The sequence below is a fragment of the Enterococcus sp. DIV0724b genome, from assembly GCF_050531475.1.
GTDB lineage: Bacteria > Bacillota > Bacilli > Lactobacillales > Enterococcaceae > Enterococcus_L > Enterococcus_L haemoperoxidus.
In genome coordinates this window covers 1,357,512-1,379,054 of the sequence record NZ_CP172890.1, presented here as the reverse complement: position 1 = coordinate 1,379,054, position 21,543 = coordinate 1,357,512, and the positions used below count along the sequence as shown (strand labels likewise).

22 protein-coding genes and 1 riboswitch are annotated in these 21,543 nt (G+C 36.9%); of the genes, 5 read left to right on the top strand and 17 right to left on the bottom strand.

Translation table 11 applies throughout. From position 1 onward, the window contains the following. Positions 1-8 precede the first annotated feature (8 nt). The 5 genes from infB to rimP form a co-directional block, all read right to left on the bottom strand. Positions 9-2,636 carry a translation initiation factor IF-2 gene (gene infB, locus IGJ02_RS06400; RefSeq protein WP_430603703.1) on the bottom strand — a complete coding sequence of 876 codons (2,628 nt, stop codon included), beginning with the start codon at positions 2,634-2,636 and terminating at the stop codon, positions 9-11. Positions 2,637-2,648: 12 nt separating this feature from the next. After that, positions 2,649-2,951, bottom strand: a complete 303-nt coding sequence (locus IGJ02_RS06395) for a YlxQ-related RNA-binding protein (protein ID WP_010760995.1) — start codon at positions 2,949-2,951, stop codon at positions 2,649-2,651. Next, positions 2,944-3,240, bottom strand: coding sequence for an RNase P modulator RnpM (gene rnpM / locus IGJ02_RS06390; protein ID WP_010760994.1), 297 nt, complete (start codon positions 3,238-3,240; stop codon positions 2,944-2,946). Before rnpM ends, IGJ02_RS06395 begins: the two co-directional genes overlap by 8 nt. A gap of 18 nt (positions 3,241-3,258) precedes the next feature. Beyond that, positions 3,259-4,440 carry a transcription termination factor NusA gene (gene nusA / locus IGJ02_RS06385; RefSeq protein WP_010760993.1) on the bottom strand — a complete coding sequence of 394 codons (1,182 nt, stop codon included), beginning with the start codon at positions 4,438-4,440 and terminating at the stop codon, positions 3,259-3,261. A gap of 124 nt (positions 4,441-4,564) precedes the next feature. Next, positions 4,565-5,038, bottom strand: a complete 474-nt coding sequence (gene rimP, locus IGJ02_RS06380) for a ribosome maturation factor RimP (RefSeq protein ID WP_010760992.1) — start codon at positions 5,036-5,038, stop codon at positions 4,565-4,567. A 535-nt stretch (positions 5,039-5,573) separates the two neighbouring features. Here rimP and rnhC point away from each other — a divergent pair. Further along, positions 5,574-6,503 carry a ribonuclease HIII gene (gene rnhC / locus IGJ02_RS06375; RefSeq protein ID WP_430603702.1) on the top strand — a complete coding sequence of 310 codons (930 nt, stop codon included), beginning with the start codon at positions 5,574-5,576 and terminating at the stop codon, positions 6,501-6,503. Positions 6,504-6,603: 100 nt separating this feature from the next. Here rnhC and budA read toward each other — a convergent pair whose 3' ends face one another. The 3 genes from budA to IGJ02_RS06360 form a co-directional block, all read right to left on the bottom strand. Further along, positions 6,604-7,317, bottom strand: a complete 714-nt coding sequence (budA, locus tag IGJ02_RS06370; protein ID WP_430603701.1) for an acetolactate decarboxylase — start codon at positions 7,315-7,317, stop codon at positions 6,604-6,606. A 13-nt stretch (positions 7,318-7,330) separates the two neighbouring features. Beyond that, positions 7,331-8,995 carry an acetolactate synthase AlsS gene (gene alsS / locus IGJ02_RS06365; protein WP_430603699.1) on the bottom strand — a complete coding sequence of 555 codons (1,665 nt, stop codon included), beginning with the start codon at positions 8,993-8,995 and terminating at the stop codon, positions 7,331-7,333. A 225-nt stretch (positions 8,996-9,220) separates the two neighbouring features. After that, complete coding sequence (locus IGJ02_RS06360) at positions 9,221-9,496, bottom strand: hypothetical protein (RefSeq protein ID WP_430603698.1); 276 nt, start codon at positions 9,494-9,496, stop codon at positions 9,221-9,223. A 366-nt stretch (positions 9,497-9,862) separates the two neighbouring features. Next, a riboswitch (M-box (ykoK) riboswitch) is annotated at positions 9,863-10,032 on the top strand. 249 nt (positions 10,033-10,281) lie between these two features. On the opposite strand from IGJ02_RS06360, the gene IGJ02_RS06355 reads away from it, so the two are divergent. The 3 genes from IGJ02_RS06355 to IGJ02_RS06345 are packed head-to-tail and all read left to right on the top strand — an operon-like array spanning position 10,282 to position 13,567. Further along, complete coding sequence (locus tag IGJ02_RS06355; protein WP_010760987.1) at positions 10,282-11,208, top strand: LCP family protein; 927 nt, start codon at positions 10,282-10,284, stop codon at positions 11,206-11,208. Further along, on the top strand, positions 11,205-12,386 hold the full coding sequence (locus tag IGJ02_RS06350) for an FtsW/RodA/SpoVE family cell cycle protein (RefSeq protein WP_430603695.1): 1,182 nt from the start codon (positions 11,205-11,207) through the stop codon (positions 12,384-12,386). Before IGJ02_RS06355 ends, IGJ02_RS06350 begins: the two co-directional genes overlap by 4 nt. Next, positions 12,383-13,567 (top strand): FtsW/RodA/SpoVE family cell cycle protein, encoded by a 1,185-nt coding sequence (locus IGJ02_RS06345; RefSeq protein ID WP_430603693.1) that lies wholly within the window; start codon positions 12,383-12,385, stop codon positions 13,565-13,567. Before IGJ02_RS06350 ends, IGJ02_RS06345 begins: the two co-directional genes overlap by 4 nt. Positions 13,568-13,958: 391 nt before the next feature. On the opposite strand, the gene IGJ02_RS06340 is transcribed toward IGJ02_RS06345, so the two are convergent. The 3 genes from IGJ02_RS06340 to IGJ02_RS06330 are packed head-to-tail and all read right to left on the bottom strand — an operon-like array spanning position 13,959 to position 15,009. After that, positions 13,959-14,267, bottom strand: a complete 309-nt coding sequence (locus IGJ02_RS06340; protein ID WP_010760984.1) for a DUF1292 domain-containing protein — start codon at positions 14,265-14,267, stop codon at positions 13,959-13,961. 47 nt (positions 14,268-14,314) lie between these two features. Continuing rightward, positions 14,315-14,743: a Holliday junction resolvase RuvX gene (gene ruvX / locus IGJ02_RS06335; protein ID WP_010760983.1), complete on the bottom strand. Its 429-nt coding sequence runs from the start codon at positions 14,741-14,743 to the stop codon at positions 14,315-14,317. Next, the gene (locus IGJ02_RS06330; RefSeq protein WP_010760982.1) at positions 14,740-15,009 is read right to left on the bottom strand and encodes an IreB family regulatory phosphoprotein; all 270 of its coding nucleotides are present in this window, start codon (positions 15,007-15,009) and stop codon (positions 14,740-14,742) included. The genes ruvX and IGJ02_RS06330 overlap by 4 nt, the downstream gene beginning before the upstream one ends. Before the next feature lie 255 nt (positions 15,010-15,264). Between IGJ02_RS06330 and IGJ02_RS06325 the strand changes: the two genes are divergently transcribed. Beyond that, complete coding sequence (locus tag IGJ02_RS06325; protein ID WP_430603692.1) at positions 15,265-15,888, top strand: class I SAM-dependent methyltransferase; 624 nt, start codon at positions 15,265-15,267, stop codon at positions 15,886-15,888. 101 nt (positions 15,889-15,989) lie between these two features. Here IGJ02_RS06325 and argF read toward each other — a convergent pair whose 3' ends face one another. The 6 genes from argF to IGJ02_RS06295 all read right to left on the bottom strand — a co-directional run bounded on the left by argF (position 15,990) and on the right by IGJ02_RS06295 (position 21,362). Next, on the bottom strand, positions 15,990-16,922 hold the full coding sequence (gene argF / locus IGJ02_RS06320; RefSeq protein WP_430603691.1) for an ornithine carbamoyltransferase: 933 nt from the start codon (positions 16,920-16,922) through the stop codon (positions 15,990-15,992). A 6-nt stretch (positions 16,923-16,928) separates the two neighbouring features. Next, on the bottom strand, positions 16,929-18,107 hold the full coding sequence (locus IGJ02_RS06315) for an acetylornithine transaminase (RefSeq protein ID WP_430603690.1): 1,179 nt from the start codon (positions 18,105-18,107) through the stop codon (positions 16,929-16,931). Further along, positions 18,104-18,856, bottom strand: coding sequence for an acetylglutamate kinase (gene argB, locus IGJ02_RS06310; protein ID WP_010760978.1), 753 nt, complete (start codon positions 18,854-18,856; stop codon positions 18,104-18,106). Before argB ends, IGJ02_RS06315 begins: the two co-directional genes overlap by 4 nt. A gap of 52 nt (positions 18,857-18,908) precedes the next feature. Then, the gene (gene argC, locus IGJ02_RS06305) at positions 18,909-19,940 is read right to left on the bottom strand and encodes an N-acetyl-gamma-glutamyl-phosphate reductase (RefSeq protein ID WP_430603688.1); all 1,032 of its coding nucleotides are present in this window, start codon (positions 19,938-19,940) and stop codon (positions 18,909-18,911) included. Positions 19,941-20,174: 234 nt separating this feature from the next. Then, the gene (locus IGJ02_RS06300) at positions 20,175-20,564 is read right to left on the bottom strand and encodes an effector binding domain-containing protein (RefSeq protein ID WP_430603686.1); all 390 of its coding nucleotides are present in this window, start codon (positions 20,562-20,564) and stop codon (positions 20,175-20,177) included. A gap of 99 nt (positions 20,565-20,663) precedes the next feature. Further along, positions 20,664-21,362 (bottom strand): DUF554 domain-containing protein, encoded by a 699-nt coding sequence (locus IGJ02_RS06295; protein ID WP_010760975.1) that lies wholly within the window; start codon positions 21,360-21,362, stop codon positions 20,664-20,666. Between the last annotated feature and the right edge of the window lie 181 nt (positions 21,363-21,543).

The following is a 21,543-nucleotide window of genomic DNA, read 5'->3' as shown; positions in this document are numbered from 1 at the left end:
TCTTTTTATTATTGTTTAATTTCTTCCATTACAAAGCCTTCGATCACATCATCAACTTTAAGATCATTGAAGTTTTCAACCATTGCACCACATTCAAAGCCAAGTTTAACTTCTTTAGCATCGTCTTTGAAACGTTTCAAGCTAGAAAGTTTGCCTTCAAAGATAACGATTCCGTCACGAATCACACGAACGCCACTATCACGACGGATAGAACCTTCTGTGACATAACAACCAGCAATCGTTCCAACTTTAGATACTTTATAAAGCTCACGAACAGTCATTTGACCAGTGATTTTCTCCTCGAATTCAGGATCAAGCATCCCTTTCATCGCTGTTTCAATTTCTTCGATTGCTTTGTAGATGATACGGTGTAAACGAATGTCCACTTCTTCTTGATCTGATTGTTGTTTTGCTTGAGGTGTTGGGCGAACGTTAAAGCCAATGATGATCGCATTACTTGCTGCAGCAAGTGTCACGTCACTTTCATTGATTGCACCAACAGCCGAGTGAACGATTTTCACACGAACACCAGCAACTTCGATTTTTTGTAAGCTTGCTGCAAGAGCTTCAGCCGTCCCTTGTACATCTGCTTTGATAATCACGTTAACGTCTTTCAATTCGCCTTCTTTTAGGCTTTCAAACAAGTTGTCTAATGTTACACGATTATTTGATGAACGTTGTTCAAGTTGTGCACGTTTGCCACGTTCTTCACCTGCTTGACGAGCTGTTTTTTCATCTTCAAAGACTACGAAACGATCACCAGCTTGCGGAACATCATTCAATCCTGTGATTTCAACTGGTGTTGCTGGACCTACAGCTTTATCACGACGGCCGATATCATTAGTCATAACACGGACACGGCCAAATGTATTCCCAACAACGATTGGGTCTCCAACACGTAATGAACCTTGTTGAACAAGTAATGTAGCAACAGGTCCTTTACCTTTATCTAAACGAGCTTCGATCACTGTACCGATTGCACGTTGCGTTGGATCAGCTTTCAAGTCTTCAACTTCGGCGATCAAAAGAATATTTTCTAGTAACTCGTCAATGTTTTGGTTGAATTTCGCTGAAATGTTTACGAAGATCGTATCTCCGCCCCATTCTTCCGGGATCAAACCATGTTCACTTAATTCTTGTTTTACGTGATCAGGATTAGCTCCTGGTTTATCCACTTTATTGACTGCTACAATAATTGGCACTTCCGCTGCTTTTGCATGGTTGATTGCTTCGACAGTTTGCGGCATAACACCATCATCTGCTGCAACGACTAAAATCGTAATATCTGTGATACCAGCTCCACGAGCACGCATACTTGTAAACGCAGCATGTCCTGGTGTATCTAAGAAGGTAATTGGTTTTCCATCGATATCGATTTGGTAGGCACCGATATGTTGAGTGATACCACCTGCTTCACCAGAAGTTACGCGTGAATTACGCAACGTATCTAGCAAAGTCGTTTTACCATGGTCAACGTGACCCATAATCGTTACAACTGGCGGACGTGTTACAAGATTTTCTTCAACTAATGCTTCTGGTTCGAAGAATTTATCAATATCAGCAACATCGACTTGAATTTTTTCCTGCGGCTCCATGCCATAATCCACTGCTAATAATTCAATTGTTTCTTTATCTAGGGATTGGTTTTGATTGACCATTACACCCATCATAAATAGTTTTTTGATGATTTCAGCTGGCTCGCGGTGAATTTTCTTCGCGATATCCGCAACGTTCATTCCTTCTGTATATTCTAATACATCTGGTAATTCACGGAATTTACGCGCTGGTACTGCCGGTTTTGTTGATTCTTGGTATTTGCCTTTTTTACCTTTTTTGTTGAATCTGTTGCGGTTTTGATTATTGTAGCCATTACGGTTACGATTTTGACCGCCGCCTCCACCGAAACTATTATTACGGTTTCCAGAATTCGTATTGTTACGATTTTGATTTCCTTGTGAGTTATTGCTAGCTTGCCCTTGTTGTGGACGGTTTTGCTGTCCTGCTTGTGCAGCTGGACGATTTTGATTTGTATTTTGAGTATTGCTTTGTGTGTTACGATTTTGATTTGTACTTGGCGTATTACCTTGTGAATTACGATTTTGAGTATTGTTACGGTTTTGATTATTTTGTTGTCCTGCTTGTGCTGGACGGTTTTGATTTTGGTTGTTTTGTTGCGGACGATTTTGTTGTCCTTGGTTTGAACGGTTTTGAGTCATATTTTGGCTGCTTCCTTGCATGTTACGATTTTGGTTGTTGCGATTTTGGTTATTTTGTTGTCCTTGTTGTGCTGGACGATTTTGATTATTTTGCTGCGGACGATTTTGTTGTCCGTTTTGTTGTTGCGGTCTTTGTTGAGTTTGGTTTGGTCTATTTCCATTTTGGTTAGCTGGTTTTGGATTTGCTGGTTTTGTTTGCCCTTGACCACTGTGTGCTACTTGTGGTTTCGGTGCTGATTTTTGTTGTGTACTTGCAGGCTTGTTCCCTCCAAATGAACTACGAAGTTTTGATTCTTCCTCAGAAGAAATTGCGCCCATGTGATTTTTCACATCCATACCTAATGCATGCGCTTTTTCGACAACATCTTTACTCGATTGATTCATTTCTTTTGCTAATTCATAAATTCTTTTTTTCCCCATGCAATCACCTTCCTAACCTTTGATTAGTTCCTTGAACTTAGTCGCAAAGCCCTGATCATTGATACCAATCACCATACGCGTTCTACCGATCGCGTGACTTAATTCTGAATGTAAAAACGACTCACTGCAAGGAACATTGTAATAAGAACATTTGTCCTTGATTTTTTTTCTTGTATTATCACTAGCGTCAGAGGCAACAAAAACGAATTTCGCCTTATTGCTACGGATATCACCGATAGTCAATTCTTCACCGGTCACTAGTTTTCCAGCTCTCATAGCCAAACCTAATAAATTTAGTATTTTTTCTTTATCCATTGCCGAACAACTCTTTACGTGCTTTTTGATGTTCAACATAATCTAATAATTCTTGATAAAAATCATCTGTCAATGTCGTTTCCAACACACGGTCTAAAATATGCTTATCCCAGGCCTCTTGCACTTCTTTAGGCTCAAGCGAAACGTAAGCCCCTCGTCCTGGCATCTTCCCTGTAGGATCGATTGCAACTTCGCCTTCTTTGGAACGCGTGATTCGAACTAATTCTTTTTTTGGTTTCATTTCACCTGAAACAACAGATTTACGCATCGGGACTTTTCTTTTTTTCATTCCGTTCCCTCCAAATCGTTAGACTTGTTCTTCGTCTTCTACTGTTTTATCTTCAAACTCAATATTTTCGTAATCATCAGCAGTCATATCAGATGCCACGATTTCTGCATCATGTGTTTCTTCTTCAGATGTTGCTTGATTTTCTGCTTGTTCTGCATAATAAGCGTCCATTTCAGATTCAGGTTTGATATCAATTTTAAATCCAGTCAATTTTGCTGCTAAACGAGCATTTTGACCTCTTTTGCCGATTGCAAGTGATAACTGATAATCTGGAACGACTACTGTACAAGCTTTATTGTTGTTTGGATCGAAAATAACATCAACTACTTGTGCTGGATTCAATGCGTTGCTGATGAAAACTGCTGGGTCTTCGCTCCATTCAACGATATCCATATTTTCGCCTTTTAATTCATTCACGATTGCTTGTACACGTTGCCCTTTTGGCCCTACGCATGTTCCTACTGGATCAATATTTGAATCCGTTGAGCGAACAGAAACTTTTGAACGGTCTCCTGCTTCACGTGCAATGCTTACAATCTCTACTATTCCATCATACACTTCTGGGATTTCTTGTTCAAATAATCGCTTCAATAAATCTGGATGGCTGCGGCTAACAAAGACTTGCGGGCCTTTTGACGTGTTCTCAACTCTTGAAACGTATACTTTGATACGATCATGCGGTTGATAAAATTCATTAGGCATTTGATCTTGCTTAGATAAAACAGCTTCGATTTTTCCTAGGTTTACATAAATGTAACGACGATCTTGTCTTTCAACGATCCCTTGCATGATATCATTTTCATACGCACTGAATTCGTTATAGATAATATTTCTTTCTGCTTCACGAACACGTTGTAAGATAACTTGTTTCGCTGTTTGTGCAGCAATTCGTCCAAAGTCTTTTGGTGTTACTTCAAAACGGATTTTGTCACCCATTTCGTATGCTTTATTAACTTCCATTGCTTCTTTTAATGATACTTCTAGTTGTGAATCAAAGACTTCTTCGGTTACTTCTTTAACAGCATAAACATGGATGTTGCCTTTTTTACCATCGAATTCTACTTCAACGTTTTGGGCCTGCCCATAATGTCTTTTGTATGCGGAAACCAATGCTGCTTCCAGTGCATCAATCACAATCTCTTTAGAAATACCTTTTTCAGCTTCTAATGCATCTAATGCATTTAACATTTCTTTGCTCATTTTTTTATCATTTCCTCCTACTGTCTAAATGAAAGATGAACGGAGCTGATCAACCTTTTATGGGTTGATTTTGCATCTCGTGATAAGTAAAAACTAGAATGTTCTATTTGATGTCTTCACTTAGTTAAAACTGAATTGCTAAACGAGCTTTTGCAATGTTTTTTCGTTCAAATGTATAATCTTTGACTCTTGTTTTGATTTTGACTGTCAAGGTCAACTGATCTTTATCTACTGTTTTTAAGATACCTTCAAATTGCTTCTCACCATCAATCGTTTGATAAAGTGAAACATGAATGTATTCTCCAACTGCGTTTTCATAGTCGCTTTCTTTCTTCAACGGACGTTCAGCTCCCGGAGAGGATACTTCCAGAAAGTATGCTTGAGGAATCGGATCAGGATCCATAGCATCAAGCTTTTCATCCAGCTGTTCACTAACAAGTGCACAGTCTAAGATATCAATACCGCCTTCTTTATCAATAAAGACACGGAGAAACCAGTCTCTTCCTTCCTTGACAAACTCTACTTCTACAAGTTCAAAATTTTGTTTTTCTAAGATTGGTGTGACTAACTCGGTAACAGTTTCCACAACACTACTCAAAATTTTCGCCTCCTTCGAGATTTATGTAACGTACTAGTTTTATTAGAAAAGCGGAGTGAATCGCTTTGACTTGAGTGAGTTTAAAGAAAAACAGTGTGATGTTCTCTATCACAATTTTTTTCTGTTACTCACCGAAAGTCAGATTCATACAGCTAGACAATGAAAAGCGGAGTGAATCGCTTTGACTTGAGTGAGTTTAAAGAAAAACAGTGTGATGTTCTTTATCACAATTTTTTTCTGTTACTCACCGAAAGTCAGATTCATACAGCTAGACAATGAAAAGTCGATTGCATCAGCATTTCATTGTGCTTTCCCTTTGTGTTACTCCATTAAAAAGAGTGAGCAGAAATCCGCTCACTCAAACTAGTATCATTACTTATAATGTATTCTAACACAGATTTTCTGAAAACTCAAATTTTCGTTATTATAACGCCATTATTCTCAATTATTTTTTACGTTTTCAATAAAGAATCATGCTTCACTTTTCTATTCATTTGTTTTACTATAGATAAGAAAAGCTGAAAGGAGCACTACGATGTCTCAAACACAAGTAATCAAAGTTAACAAAGATACTATGAAGAAAATGAAGTCATTTTACGAAAAAAATTATTTAAATAGAACTATTCCTTATTCTGAGTTTGTGGCGAAAGTTGGCAATACAACGATCACAGCTTACACTTCTGGAAAAGTTGTCTTTCAAGGACCAGATGCTGAAACTGCTGCCGCTAAGTGGGGAAAGCCAACTCAAAGTAAAACATCAAACACGTCTTCAGCAAAAAAGACCACTTCACTTCCAGCTAATTTTAGTCAACTTTCTGTTTTAGGTAGTGATGAAGTCGGCAATGGAAGTTATTTTGGGCCTGTCACAGTCTGTGCTGCTTATGTCGATAAAACAATGGTCACAAAGTTAAAAGCACTTGGCGTAAGAGATTCTAAAGAGCTAACTGACCCTCAAATCAGACAGCTATCAGATGTGATCAAAGAATTGATACCTTATAAACTATTGATTGTAGAACCAGAAAAATACAACCAAATCCAACCTAAGTACAACGCAGTCCACATGAAAGTAGCGTTACACAATCAGGCCATTCATTTACTGTTAAGTGAAATCGCACCAATCAAACCTGAGGCAATCTTGATCGATCAATTTACACCTGAAGCAAATTACAAGAAATATGTGCGCAACGAACAAAATCAAGTCAGTGAGAAGTTATACTTCATCACGAAAGGCGAGCAATATCACGTTGCTGTGGCCGCGGCTTCAATCATTAGTCGTGCAGCCTTTTTAGAAGAACTAGATAATGAATCGGAAGAATTAGGTATGAAAGTGCCTTCCGGTGCAGGAACCGCTTCTGATAAAGTCGCTGCTAAGATTTTAGCCAAAGGCGGCATGGCGTTATTAAGTAAATATGCAAAACTCCATTTTGCAAATACAGAGAAGGCAAAAAGAATTGCTTCTAAATAGTGAAAAGCCTAAGACAGAGTTAAGGAAATGTAGTGACCCCAAAAAGTTAGATTTTCAGGTCTAACTTTTTGGGGTCGTTACAAACTGTCTTAGGCTTTTTTTATTCTGCTTCTTTAATTTCTTTATTCAAATCTGCATAATCTATTTCAGTATGGATAAACGTCTCATCATTTTTAGGGAAATGTTGCAATAAAGAGTCCATCGGTTCAATTTCAACCGTTCCTGTTTCCAATTCAAAATCCATCAGATGTCCACCAAATGTTTGATCATCATCAATAAAATGCAAATGAAAATCTGCAGCTGCAACTCCTTGAAATAATTCAGGAGTGAAGAAACCAACTATAGTACCAGTAACGTCTTCTTTAATAAATTCAGGCTGTTCTTTGGATACTTCCACTAACCGTTTATATGGTTTTTCCTGTTTCGGCATTGCTCGAATATGCACTTTTTTAAACTTCCCGTGAATTTTAATTGCATGAAACAAATTTTCACTCTTTAACTGTTCACGGATCAATGTATTGATTTTTAGATTATCCGTAAGCTGTTCGACTTGAAATGTAATTGTCGGCTTAAAGGTTGTCACTGCAGCATAAGGTGTTTCTTGATCCTCATATAGTGCAATCAGCGCACCATCTTCTCTTCCTTGATAAGCTTTTCCACCTAAAATAATCAATTCTCCATCAAGACCGGATAAAGTCCCAATCCCAAAATCGCCTTTTTTCAAAATATTAGCAATTGTTTCAGTACCATCCATTAAGCCGGCCATTAAAGCACCTAATGTCCCGTGCTGGTATAAGATTGCTTCTTTTGTCATCGTTATCACCTTTCTAATAAAACTGATCTGGTAAAATCGTTTCGCCAAGTTTTTCGTTGTCTTGATAATCAATAGGAATATCGATCACGACAGGACCTTCCGTTTGAATCCCAGTCAAAATTGCTGTTCTTAATTCTTCCACGGTCTCCGCACGCAATCCTTTTGCCCCAAAAGCTTCAGCATATTTCACAAAATCAACCGGTCCAAAATCCACACCGGAAATTCGATGATATTTTAGCTGCTCTTGAAATTCCACCATGTTATAGCGACCATCATTCCAAATTAAATGAATTATATTCAATTTCTTGCGGACCGCCGTTTCAAGATCTTGTGCAGAAAACAAGAATCCTCCATCTCCTGATACTGATATTATTTGTGTATTCGGACGAACAAGCGCAGCTGAAATCGCCCAGGGAAGTGCTACTCCTAACGTTTGCATGCCATTACTAAAAAGTAAATGTCTCGGTTCATAACTTCTAAAATGACGCGCCATCCAAATATAATGGCTACCTACGTCAACTGTAACAGTCATCTCATCAGTCACAAGATTTTGCAGTGTCTCAATAACTTCTAGCGGATGGACCAGACCGTTTTCTGTCCGCTCTTTTAAGTCATCCCGTTCTATTAGCTTTTCGTGCAATAAATCTAAGTAATCCATTGCTTTTTCAGATAGTATTTTCGCCTCAATACTAGGTAAAAGTACGGTTAACGTTTCTGCAATATCACCGATCAGTTCACGTTCCGGCTGAAAATATAGATCGATCTCAGCTGGCGTATCATCGATTACAATGATTTTAGAATCCCCTTCCGCATTCCAATTTCTAGCTTCATACTCGATTGGATCGTAGCCGACGGCGATGACTAAGTCACTTCGCTTCAACAACATATCTCCTGGTTGATTACGGAATAAACCAACCCGACCAAAAAAATGATCTTCCAGTTTTCTAGAAATCACACCTGCCGCTTGAAATGTTTCAACAACTGGGATATTTGTTTTCTCAACAATTTCACGAATCGCTTTTGCTTCTTTTTCAGTAGATGCTCTCATACCAACTAACAAGACTGGTAATTCTGCTGCTTGAATCAGTTTAGAAAGGTATTGAATATCACAAGATGAAGCAGAACCGATCTTTGGATCACTCAAAGGTTTGATACTAGCAGATTCGACTGATCCGTCCACCACATCTTGAGGAATACTAATGAAACTAGCGCCTTTTTTTGATGATTTAGCCAAACGATAGGCATTTGCAAGAACTTCAGAAATAGTCTCTGGGTCTTGAATTTCTACACTATATTTAGTGATGGGTTCAAATAAAGCAGCATTGTTCATGCTTTGGTGCGTTAATTTTAGTAAATCTCTGCGTTTCACTTGACCGCCAATGGCTAGTACAGGATCGCCCTCTGCGGTGGCAGTGACTAAACCTGTTGCTAAGTTGCTTGCACCCGGACCACTTGTTGCAACTACCACACCCGGATTTCCGGTCAAACGTCCAACAGCTGCTGCCATAAAAGCAGCGTTTTGTTCATGACGCGTTACGATCAATTCAGGTCCGTCATCCACTAATGCATTAAATAGTCCATCGATCTTTGCTCCTGGAATCCCAAAAACATAATCAACTTGATGGTTTTTCAAACTCTCTACAATCACTTTAGCGCCATTTCTGCTTTTTTCCGCCATGTGTTACACTCCTTTTATAATCATGTTTCTTTTTCAAAAAAACGTTAATACAAAAAGAAACATTCGTTATTAAACAATAAAAAAATCTTTTTTTATAATACAGTTACATGACTTGTATCACTTTTTTCATTATAGCACGCATATTTTTATTTGTTTAATGATTTGATTGACGAAAAATAAAACAGTAACGAAACGTTTTAGGTTTCGTCACTGTTCAAAAACATGCTATTTTAGATATTTCACACGTTCATCTTCGATTCGTTTTTCAAAATCCATGCCATAATCAAAATCATAAACGTGGTCTAACTTGTCTTTATAGCAAAGCATATCAAGTGGCACATCTTCTTCTTGTTCAACCTTCTCCATATCTGCCGGCATCTGAAAAGGTAACAATTCTGATGGTGTGTACTCACCACTCAAAACACTTAAAATCGCCTGTATTTGGACACCAAAATCCACAATGATTCCTTGTGCAAATGGTTCTAATCCTTTCACAATCATCGGGTTTTTCACCATGAGAGAAACTAAAAAGCGCATTCTTCCACTTATTCTATCTTACAGAAAATTTAACTCTGATGCACACTCATCTAGCATTTTATGATTCTTTACTTGGCTCTGACACTTCTATTTTATTTTTAATAAGTTTAAGAAAGAGTAAAGAAAACGAAATTGTCAGGCTATTAACTTAAAATGCATCAAATTTGCGCTTGCCTTTGACAAATTAAAGTAGCCCCTCTCGCATTTGATTTCCTATCTGCCAAATGATAAAACAACACGGATTATTCTATTTTCTCACTTTTTATTATAAAAAATTTAATACTTAAGTAGTTGACATTAATGACGATATTCACTATATTTAGGGCGATCTAAATAACTTGTTAGGTGAGGCTCCTATGGAAACACAGGCTACTGCTCAAAAATGTCGAAAGACAGTAATGGGTAGGACAGGAATTGTCGAATTAAGGCTTTTCACAAAGTAGCTAAAAGCTCTGCTTTTTACGTTTCATAGTGCTAAAACTCAACGATGAGAATGATAATAAGCTCTCTTTGTGCTGAAATCAATCCCCCTTCGCTGAGTTATTTAAGCGAAGTTTTTTTGTTTTGATAAATAATGGTGACAGTATTTTTGATTTTGGAGGTGACGGTTTACAGGTTGACGAAATTAGACTTTGACTGTCTGTCACTTATTATTCACAGCAAAAAGAACTCTTTATCCCCATCTAAAACAATTCCTAAAGCCGAACTTTATTTGACGATCAATTAAAATGATTAGCGAGGAATAAAAAATGAAAACAGGAATGAAATTCTTAATTTGTATACTTCTTAGTATTATCTTACTTCTGACTGGAATCGGGAGTTATACTGCAATCACCTTTCATAACGGAAAGAAAATGGCTCTCTCTCAAGTAAATAAGACTAAGAATAATAATTTTTCCGGTGATCAACAAACAAATACGAAAGAGATCACAATCATGCTAATAGGTGACGATGGGCGTGAAGATGATGAAGATGGCGGACGTGCAGATACATTGATGGTCGCTCATTATAATAGCGAAACGAAACAGCCAAAATTAATTTCGATCATGAGGGACTCTTATGTATCCATACCAGGTCATGGTTTAGAAAAAATCAACGCTGCCTATGCTTATGGCGGAGCAGAATTAACCCGCAAAGTTCTTAATGATTCTTTTGGTTTACCAATCAATTATTATATATCCGCTGATTTTAATAACTTTATCCGATTGATCAATGAACTTTACCCCAAAGGAATTGAAATTGATGCGGAAAAAGACATCAACTTAGACAATGTTGATATCAAAAAAGGCAAACAAATCATGGACGGTAATACTTTACTGCAGTATGCTCGTTTTAGAATGGATGAAGAGGGAGATTTTGGACGTGTCAGAAGACAACAGCAAGTCATGGATGCTCTAGCTAAGCAATCTAAGGATGCAGTTGCTTTTATGCAGTTACCAAAAATTGCTGGTGAAGCGGTCGGTTACTTAGACACAAACATTCCAAGTGATCTCCTTGTAGATTTAGCAAAAGATTTTCTCACAGGAAAAGTAAAAAATCTAGAAACGTTATCTGTGCCAGTAAAAGGGAGCTGGGCCTTTAACGACTATACCGATGCTGGTAGTGTCTTGGAAGTAGATGAAAAACAAAATACACTGGCCATTCAAGACTTTTTGAATGATGGAGCCTCACGATGAGCTGGCCTAAAAGATTATCCAAACTGCATTATGTCGATTTTTATATTTTGATCCCTTATTTAATCTTATGTGTTGTAGGTATTCTGATGGTCTATAGCTCAAGTTCCTATCAATTGCTGGACAGTGAATTAGGGACCGCAAGTAAAGCAATCAAACAATCAATGTATTTTCTTTTTAGTTTGTTTTGCATGAGTTTTGTATATCGAGTCAATTTGAGCGTTCTTCGCAAACCCAAGATGATGTATTTCCTATTGGCATTAACATTTCTCTCAATTGTTGCGTTGCCTTTTATCGGAACAAGCGTTGGTGGTGCAAAACGATGGATCAATTTAGGTGTTCTTTTATTTCAGCCGTCTGAGTTAGTTCCTTTAGTCCTTGTATTGTACTTATCTTCTAACTTGTCTAAAAATGATACCTTAGTTCCGTTTACGTTTAAAAACCACAAACGCTCGTTACTGGTTTCGATTTTCTTTATGTTTTTTGTTGCTTTACAGCCAAATATAGCTGGTGCTTCAATGATTTTTATTCTTGTTTTAGTATTGTTTTTATTTAGTGGTCTTTCTCCTTTGTTTACATCACTTGCTTTAGTTGGCTTTGTTGCAATAAAACGGTTAGGGACGGTTCTTTTATTGTCGATTCCCACTGATTGGATGCCTCAAAAATTCAGCTATTTAGTAACACGTTTTGAAGTAATGCAAAATCCTTTTATCGATCCAACTGGCAAGGGATTTCAAACCTCTAATGCTTATTATGCCATGCATAATGGCGGTTTTTGGGGCTTAGGTTTAGGAAATAGTATTCAGAAAAAAGGATTTCTTCCAGCAGCTGATACGGATTTTATTTTTGCTATCTGTATAGAAGAGTTAGGATTGATTTTTTCTTTGGGTATTTTATTCGCCGTATTTTTTATTGTTGCTCGTTTGTTTTTATTAGCAATAAAATCAAAATACCTTTACTACTCTTACCTTTACATCGGATGTGGAATGTTGCTTTTCCTTCAAGTTTCTGTAAACGTTGGTAGCCTGTTAGGTTATATCCCTATGACCGGTTTGACATTTCCTTTTATCAGTTACGGTGGGTCTAGTTTACTGATTTTAAGCATCACGCTTGGTGTTGCCTTGAATGCACGTGGAACAGAACTTAGAGAAACAGTTAGACGACAAGGAGGCGTTGTATGAGAAAATCATTAACAGCAAAAAGCGAACCAGTGAATTACGCTCTCTTGTTACCTGTTTTTCTATTGATACTCGTCGGATTTATTGCTCAGTATGGTGCGTTTCATGCCGATCCAATGGTTGAATCGATTGCTCCGTTATTAAAAAAACAGCTTTTATGGACTATTTTAGGAATCGGAACAATGTTCGGTACTATGTTTATCCCTATCAAATATCTATGGAAATTAACACCCGCTTTATACGGCCTATCCTTGATTCTAATGGGATTGCTTATAAAGTTTCATGATCCTGTTATGGCAGCCGCTACAGGAACGAAACGTTGGCTTAGGCTAGGGCCTATCTCATTTCAACCATCAGAATTCATGAAGCTTGGCTATATTTTGATGTTAGCTTATATCGTTACAAGAAGAAGACAACGCGCCACAACCCCTTCAACGTCAAAAGAAGATTTTCATTTGTTGGGTGAATTAGTTATTGTCAGTTTACCTGTTTTAGCTTTGATGTTTTATCAAAAAGATTTCGGTACAAGTTTAGTTTTCATCTCGATTTTTCTTGGTATCGTACTTGTTTCTGGCTGTTCTTGGAAAATTTTAACCGTTGGTTTCAGTATAATTGGTGTACTTGGTGTTAGTGGTATTTTGCTAGTCTTGACTGAACAAGGGCAAAAAATTCTTTCATTCCTGCATTTTAAACCTTATCAATTTAATCGAATTCATGCGTGGCTCAATCCTTTTGAATATGCGGATTCAATTTCATTTCAGCAAGCCCGTGGTTTGACCGCAATTGGGTCCGGTGAAATGTTAGGAAAAGGATTAACAAATTTGCAAGTCTATGTTCCTGTTCGTGAATCCGATATGATTTTCACTGTCATTGGAGAAGCTTATGGTTTTGTTGGGACTTGCGCATTGATTCTATTGTTCTTTTATTTAATTTATCAAATGTTGATTTGTACGTTAAATGCGAAGCGTGAATTTTATGCCTATATTACCACTGGTGTGATTATGTATTTTTTATTTCATATTCTTGAAAATATTGGATCGAATATTGGTTTACTTCCGTTGACTGGGATTCCATTGCCTTTTATTAGTCAGGGTGGTACAGCTTATTTGGCTAATTTCATTGGGATTGGGTTGATTCTTTCGATGTATTATCAAAAGGAGAAAGTGGAAGTTGATTCAGTATAGTACTTTTAATAAAAAAAGAAAATAGTCTGTTGTTCTCTTAGATAAAAGAAGATGCGACCTTGAAAAGTTAAAAGTAATGTTTAATTAGGCAATAGATTGATACCAAAAAAATCCGATGAAAAATAACTGCAATTTAGTCTAAAAAGTAAAAGTTACTCTGTTCAAGTCACAAAACGCATCCATGTTAGTTTATTACTGGAAGCTTGGGCAAGTATTGAAAGTAGTTCAATACAGATTGCAACATGCGTCAATAAAAATGACCATGGACAACTATAGTCACTTGTCGCAAGAATCAAAAGAAAGAACAGTTAAATTAAAAAAATGCCGTTTCATTAAAACAAATAAAAAAGCTGAACCCTTATGCATCAAGGGTTCAGCTACTCTTTTAACTCTATTCTTCTTCTTCCGCCATGAATGTATTGAAAACTTCTTCAATCATGTCCCATTCAGCATCTGTTTCGATTTGTTGTAATTCGCCTTCTGTTCCTTCGTTGTTTTCGATGTAAGCATATGCTTGTAATTCAACATCTTCTTCTTCTGGAACGCCAGCTGGGTATAGAAGTACGTAGTTTTTACCAAATTCTTCTTGTCCGTCAACTGTCAATAAAATCTCATATAATGTTTCGTTGCCTTGTTCATCAACTAAAGTGATGTGTTCATGTCCTTCGTGATCATGATCATGGTTATGTTCTTCTGCCATTTGTTTTGCTCTCCTTTTATCTTACACTTGTTTTTTAAACAAGTCGTTTAAATTTTATTGCTAGCGCCATCTAGATAATTTTGTAAAATCATGACAGCAGCTACTTTATCGATTACTTTTTTTCTTTTAGCTCTTGAGGTATTTGCTTGCTCCACTAGCATACGCTCTGCTTGAACAGTTGTTAAACGCTCATCTTGATAAGTAACCGGTATTTGGAACATGTCTTCGATTTTCTTTCCGTAAGCCATTGATGCTTCTGCTCTTGGGCCGATCGAATTGTTCATATTTTTGGGCAAGCCGACAACAAATCTAGTCACTTCGTATTCTTTGACTAATTCTGCTAAGCGTTCAAAGCCGAATTCTTCCTGCTCTTCATTGATGCGAATAATCTCTACACCTTGTGCCGTCCAGCCAAATGGATCACTAACTGCAATCCCTACTGTCTTTGAGCCGACATCAAGTCCCATTACTCTCATCGAATAGTGATTCCATGATCAGATAAGTAATATTTAACCAGCTCTTCCATGATCTCATCCCGTTCGTGACGACGAATCAAATTTCGAGCGTCCTGATAACGAGGAATGTAGGCCGGGTCTCCAGAAAGTAAATAGCCCACAATCTGATTAATCGGATTATATCCTTTTTCCTCTAAAGCCTTGTATACAGTAGCTAGAGTCTCACTTACTTCCTTCTTACGACTGTCATCAAAATCAAAACGTACAGTTTCATCTGTAAAACCCATTTATCTACACCTCACTTTTATTCTATTCATACAGTTTCATTCTACTAAAAACAAGCCAAAACTACAAACAAAACTTAACATTTTCTGTCATATATTAAAGATTTCCTTTAATTTTAACAGAATTGATGGATTATGGAGCGGATAACTTGGTTTTTGCATTGATTTTGTCATCATTTTAATCTATTTTTTCCTAACGGTTGTTTTTTTATTGTATACTCTATTAAAGGGATGAATATGAAATAAAGGAGTTTTTTTGTGCTTATTGGAATTAGTATTGTATTGATTGTGTTATTGATTTGCTCATTTCGGCTTTTATTAAAACAATCGAAAAAGCCAACGGGATTTTTAGGGATTTTGATGATGCGCCTTTGGAATACCATTTACCTACCTTTAGTAAAATGGGCAACAACTAAAATCGAGTTGCCGGATCACTCGACTATTTTAGATATTGGCGTTGGTAATGGTATTTCCAGTGCTTATCTTTTGGAACAAAGAAATACTCGATCCGTGACAGGTATTGATATTTCTGAAGAGGCCATTTCACAAGCAAAGAGAAATTATTCAGATAAAATGCTTCATTTTGAAAAAATGGATATCCATGACCTTACTTTTGATTCTGAAACATTTGATCTTGTAACGGCGTTTCAAACGCATTTTCACTGGGATGACTTAGAGCAAGCCTTACATGAAATTTATCGGGTACTCAAACAAAATGGTGTTGTCATTTTTGCTTGTGAGTCTGCAAAAATCAATTACTTTTTGCCAAAATTAAAAAAATCAACTGATTTTCAAAAGTATATGTCTCAGTTCGGCTTCTCGATGACAAGTCAATCTACTACGGATCAATGGATCATGTATACGTTTAAAAAAATAAAATGATGTGACTAGGAAATAACTCTGTGAGTCACTTTCTAATAACATCAAATCCAGATAAATGGCGGGATCAGAAATTATTCCTTTTTACCCGCGCTTATCATTTTTTATAAGTTTGCCATAACTTTGACCATCAGTGCTTTTTGAGCATGAAGACGATTGGCCGCTTCTTGATAAATAGCAGAGTGTGCTCCATCAATAATATCAACTGATACCTCTTCTCCTCTATGAGCAGGTAGACAATGCAGGAAGAGGTAATCTTTTTTCGCTTGGACGACTAGTCGGTTATTAACTTGAAACGTCTTAAAAACTTCTTCTCGTTCTTTTTGTTCAGATTCATCTCCCATACTTGCCCAGACATCTGTTACGATGACATCGGCATTTTTTGCTGCATGATCAGGAGTATTTACAATTTCAATTTTACTTCCACTTTTTTTGGCATTCTTTTTAGCAAGTTCAACAAATTCCGCTTTTGGTTCATACCCCTTTGGTGTTGCGATGCTCACGTCCATCCCAACTAAACTTCCACCAATCAAAAACGAATGGGACATATTATTGCCATCACCGATATAGGCTAACTTGATTCCTTCCAGTTTGCCTTTTTGCTCATAAATCGTTTGAAAATCTGCTAGAATTTGGCATGGATGGTGATCATCCGTAAGTCCATTTATAATCGGAATGGATGCTTGCGCCGCTAGTTCAGCAACCATTTGATCAGAATAAGTACGTATCATGATAGCATCCACATAACTGGACATCACATTTGCTGTATCTTTGACAGGTTCTCCCCGGCCCATTTGTGTACTTTTTGAATCTAAAACAATCGCTTGACCACCAAGTTGAATGATTCCAGCTTCAAACGAAACCCGCGTTCTAGTACTGTTTTTTTCAAAAATCATCGCTAAGATTTTCCCAGCTAATACGCCTCGATATGCTTCTGGATTTGCTTTTATTGCCACAGCTAGCTCAATAATTGATAAAAATTCTTCTTTACTTACCTCAGTTAAATTCAAAATACTTTTACCATACATGGAATTCATTATTTATCACTCTCCCTTTTCTGAAAAGCCTATTTGTGACTCCAGATTGTTTAAGACTTTTTCAATGATCACTAAACCTTGATCAATTTCTTTTTCTGTGATCGTTAATGGTGGTAAAAGACGTAAAACTGTTTGACCAGCCTTTAATGCTAGCAACCCTTCGACTTCTAATTGCTCCAATACAACGCTCAAGGTATGTTGATCAGCTAACTCGATACCGATCATTAAACCTTTCCCACGAATCCCAGTGATCATTTTACTTTTTTCTGCTATTTGATTTAGACCAGAAAATAGCTGTCCACTTTTTTTCTGAGCATCCTGTAAAAATGCTGGTTGATTGATGCGCTCGACAACTTTACAAGCAACACTCATTGCTAATTTGTTACCGCCAAAAGTTGAACCGTGACTGCCTGGACCAAAAAAATTTGCTAAACTCCGTTTACCAAGCATTGCCCCAACAGGAATGCCGTTACCTAACCCTTTTGCCAATGTGAAAATATCTGGTTCGATTTGATATTGTTCATAAGCATAAAAGTTACCTGTTCGACCGATTCCTGTTTGAATTTCATCGATGATCAACAAAGCCCCATGCTCTTTACAAAGAGACTGTACAGCTTGAATCCACGATACATCTGCCGGTAATACACCGCCCTCACCTTGAATCAATTCTAGCATGACTGCTGCGGTTTGTTGATCGATTTCCATTTTTACTGGCTCTAGTTCATTAAAAGGGAGATAAATAAAATCAGGAACCAAGGGCTCAAATCCTGCATGAATACTATCTTGTCCTGTCGCGCTCATCGCACCGTATGTTCGACCATGGAAAGAATTTGTGAAGGTAATGATTTTACTTTTACCAGTTGCTTTGCGAGCTAATTTGATTGCAGCTTCATTCGCTTCTGCGCCACTGTTACAAAAATAACTAACATAGTCTTTTCCATTTGCTAACTTCTCAGCTACTTGTTCTTGTAAATCATTTTCGTACAAATTAGGTGTATGCCATAACAGACTAGATTGCTCTAACAACACCTGATTCAGCTCAGGATCATTATATCCTAAATTCATTACCCCAATACCGCTTGTAAAATCAAGATACCTTTTTCCGATTTGATCGATTAGCGTATTTTTAGAACCTTTGATCAACTCTAATTTTTTTCTTTGGTAATTCGGAAATAGGTAACTCATGCAAAGACCTCCTTAGATTTGATAATGGTTCCGGCATGTTGAATTTGATTTGTGATATGTACTTCTTTTACACCACCTTTGATGGCGGTTACAGCACTTTCTAATTTAGGCAACATTCCACCTTTGATGATTTTAGCTGTTTTAAGCATGGGAATTTCATTGGTAGAAAGTTCTTTCAGCCATTGATTTTCTTTTTTTACGCCTGGAACATCTGTTAGCAAATACAATTTTTCAGCCTGCAATTCCTCTGCTACTTTACAAGCTACATGATCAGCATTAATGTTCAACCATTCTCCTTCTTTGGTTAAACCTAAAGGAGCAATAATAGGAATATGCTTCGTTTCAAGTAGATGTTCTAACAATTCCGTATCTACTTGTTTGACTTGTCCAACTGAACCTAATGTATTTTTATCAAGGAACGTTCCTGTAATGATTTGACCGCAAGATGCATTTAAACCAACAACTGAAAATCCCTCTTGTTGAAAATGAGTAGTGATCATTGGTTGTACTTGCCCGATCAACACCATTTGTGCAATATCCAATGCCTCTTCTGTCGTTACCCGCAATCCATCTTTTATCACTACAGGTACATTCAAACGCTGCATCATTTCAGTAATATAATGTCCACCACCATGAACAATCACAATTTTTTTCCCATTTTTTTGCCAGCAATCGACTTGTTCAAAAAATGATGTTGTTAAGTTATCGCTGGCTACTCCACCCATTTTTATAACAATGACCTTCTTCATACTTACCGCTCCTCTACGTTTTAACTCTTCATTTTTACTTAATAATACATTTCTATGGATAAATCGGTAACTGATCCAGACCACATCGTTCATCAAATCCAGCAAAAATATTCAAATTTTGAATCGCTTGTCCAGCGGCACCTTTGCCTAAATTATCGAGAACAGTTACGATCGTGACCATATTCATTTTTGGATTATAAGATAGCCCAATATCGCAGTAATTCGAGCCAATCACTTGTTTTAGTACAGGATAATGACCTACCTCTTGAACCCGGATAAAAGGACTCTTTTCAAAATGTGCTTGATATAATTGAACTAATCTCTCGTCAGAAATCGGTTCTTGTAATTTAGCGTATGCAGTTAAGAAAATACCTCGAGTCACTGGAATCAAAGAGGTCGAGAATTGGATTGCTAAAAGTTGCGATTCCCATTTTTTTAACTGCTGAATAATTTCTGGAATATGCTGATGACTGTTCATTTTATACAACGTCATATTATCATGTGTTTCAGTAAAATGTGTTATTTGCGACAAACCTTTTCCTGCACCAGAAACACCTGATTTAGCGTCGATGACGATAGAATCTAAAACCAATTTATCCGCTTTTAATAATGGTGCTAAAGATAACTCTGCTGCGGTTGCATAGCAACCAGGATTAGCGACCCATTTTGATTCAGGATTTTCCCGATATTCGGCTAAACCATAATCAAATTTTTGAATCATATCCATCGGAGCTCCACTCGATCCATACCAATTTTCGTATTCTCCAATTTCTTTTAAACGAAAGTCTCCTGATAGATCGATCACCGGAAAGTCAGCTTCAATGAAAGGCAGTGCTAGCTCTTTTGAAATACCAGAAGGTGTTGCTAAAAAGACTAGATCACTTTTTTCCATAATTTCATTTGGATCGATTTTTTCTAACGGCAAAGAAATAAGTTGCTTCAAATGAAGATTAATGTCCTCTAATGATTTTTTATTCATTGAATGACTATGGATCGAAACAACTTCAACAAATGGATGCTGTCTGAGATAGCGTAACAGCTCTAACCCACTATACCCTGTAACCCCAACAATTGAGACCTTCATCAGCTTCACTTCTTTTCTTTTTATTTTTTATCAAACGAGTGTTGTTTTTCATATTATAAATTTTCTCATTATACAAGTCAATGGTTTTTTATAAATTTATACATCATTATTAAATAAATATGCAAAAACAACAATATCTAGACTGTTTTGACTAAAAAAATAAGCCTATAGAAAAGCTTGATTAGCTTTTCTACAGGTCCGAAATAACGTTTACGCCAACTATTTTTATCCTATCTATACAGAAAGGTAAATTACGATCGTCCCATCTGCTTTGTAATGTTCTACATCTGATAAATAGGTACGTCTTTTTTCCAATGCTTCGTCTTTCCAAATTTTCTGCCAAGCTTCTCCCACGCCTTTAGGGCTTGCCTCTGCTACTGAAACCTCTACATACTCACCGGTATGAATGACTGAACTTTCAGTAAAATCAGCTTGTTCGCTCCCTACCAACAAATCATAATCTCCTTGAAAATTGCTTTCATAGTTCGAATAGACAGCGAAAAACTCTCCATCTAAATGCATTTCTGGGACTTTGTTCCATAAAGCGATAATTTCATCTAAACGATGATTATTCGTGCGAATTTTCTTACCTTTTATTATTTTTTCCGTTAATTGAATGGTCATTTAATTCACTCCTTCAACATTTATAAGATGAGTTTAACATACAAATGATGACAACTGTCTGTCACTATTTCATTCAATTTTCTGGAGTATTTTTATTGATTACAAATAAAATTGTACCGTAACGATTCCAATCAAAATAAGAATGCCTGGCAAATAATTCGACACTCTGATTTTAGTGATGTCCATAATATTCAAGCCGATTGCAAAAATCATCAAACCACCGATTGCACTGATTTCCCCCATTAATAAATCCAGTAACTCTTTAGGTATATAGCGCATTAAGACACTAGCAAACAAAGCAATAATTCCTTGATAAAGAAAAACAGGCACTGCAGAAAAAAGAACGCCAACACCCAATGTAGCTGTCAACATGATCGACATAAAGCCGTCCATTACAGCTTTTGTAAATAACGTTTGATGATTATTCGCCACACCACTTTCGATTGCGCCAATGATTCCCATTGATCCAATAAGAAAAATCAACGATGCAGTCACAAATCCATCAGCAAAGTTGCTGTCTGGTTTTGCATAACGCTTTTCTAACTTTAAACCAAACTCATTCATCTTATCTTCAATCCCTATCGCTTCTCCTAACATTGCGCCTAAACATAAACTGATCAGAATTACAATAAAAGAGGATGTTTTAAAAGCCATTTGAATCCCTAATACTAAAACCCCTAATCCAATACCTTTCGTTACGGTATCTTTCATTTGTTCGGAAATATTTCGTAAAACAGCACCAAGTAAACTACCCAAAATAATGGCTAAGCCATTCACCAAAGAACCCAATAAAATCATCTTTTTCATCCCAATCATTCTGTACTTTTTCTTATTATACGATAAGAAGTGTCAAAGAGATATTCTAATGTCTAAATATTCTTGTAATTGACGCAAATGTCTATAGATTGTGCAGACTGCTTGATAGTTATTTTTCTTTTTATTGTTCCGTGCTATTTTTTCTTGCCATAATCAACTATAC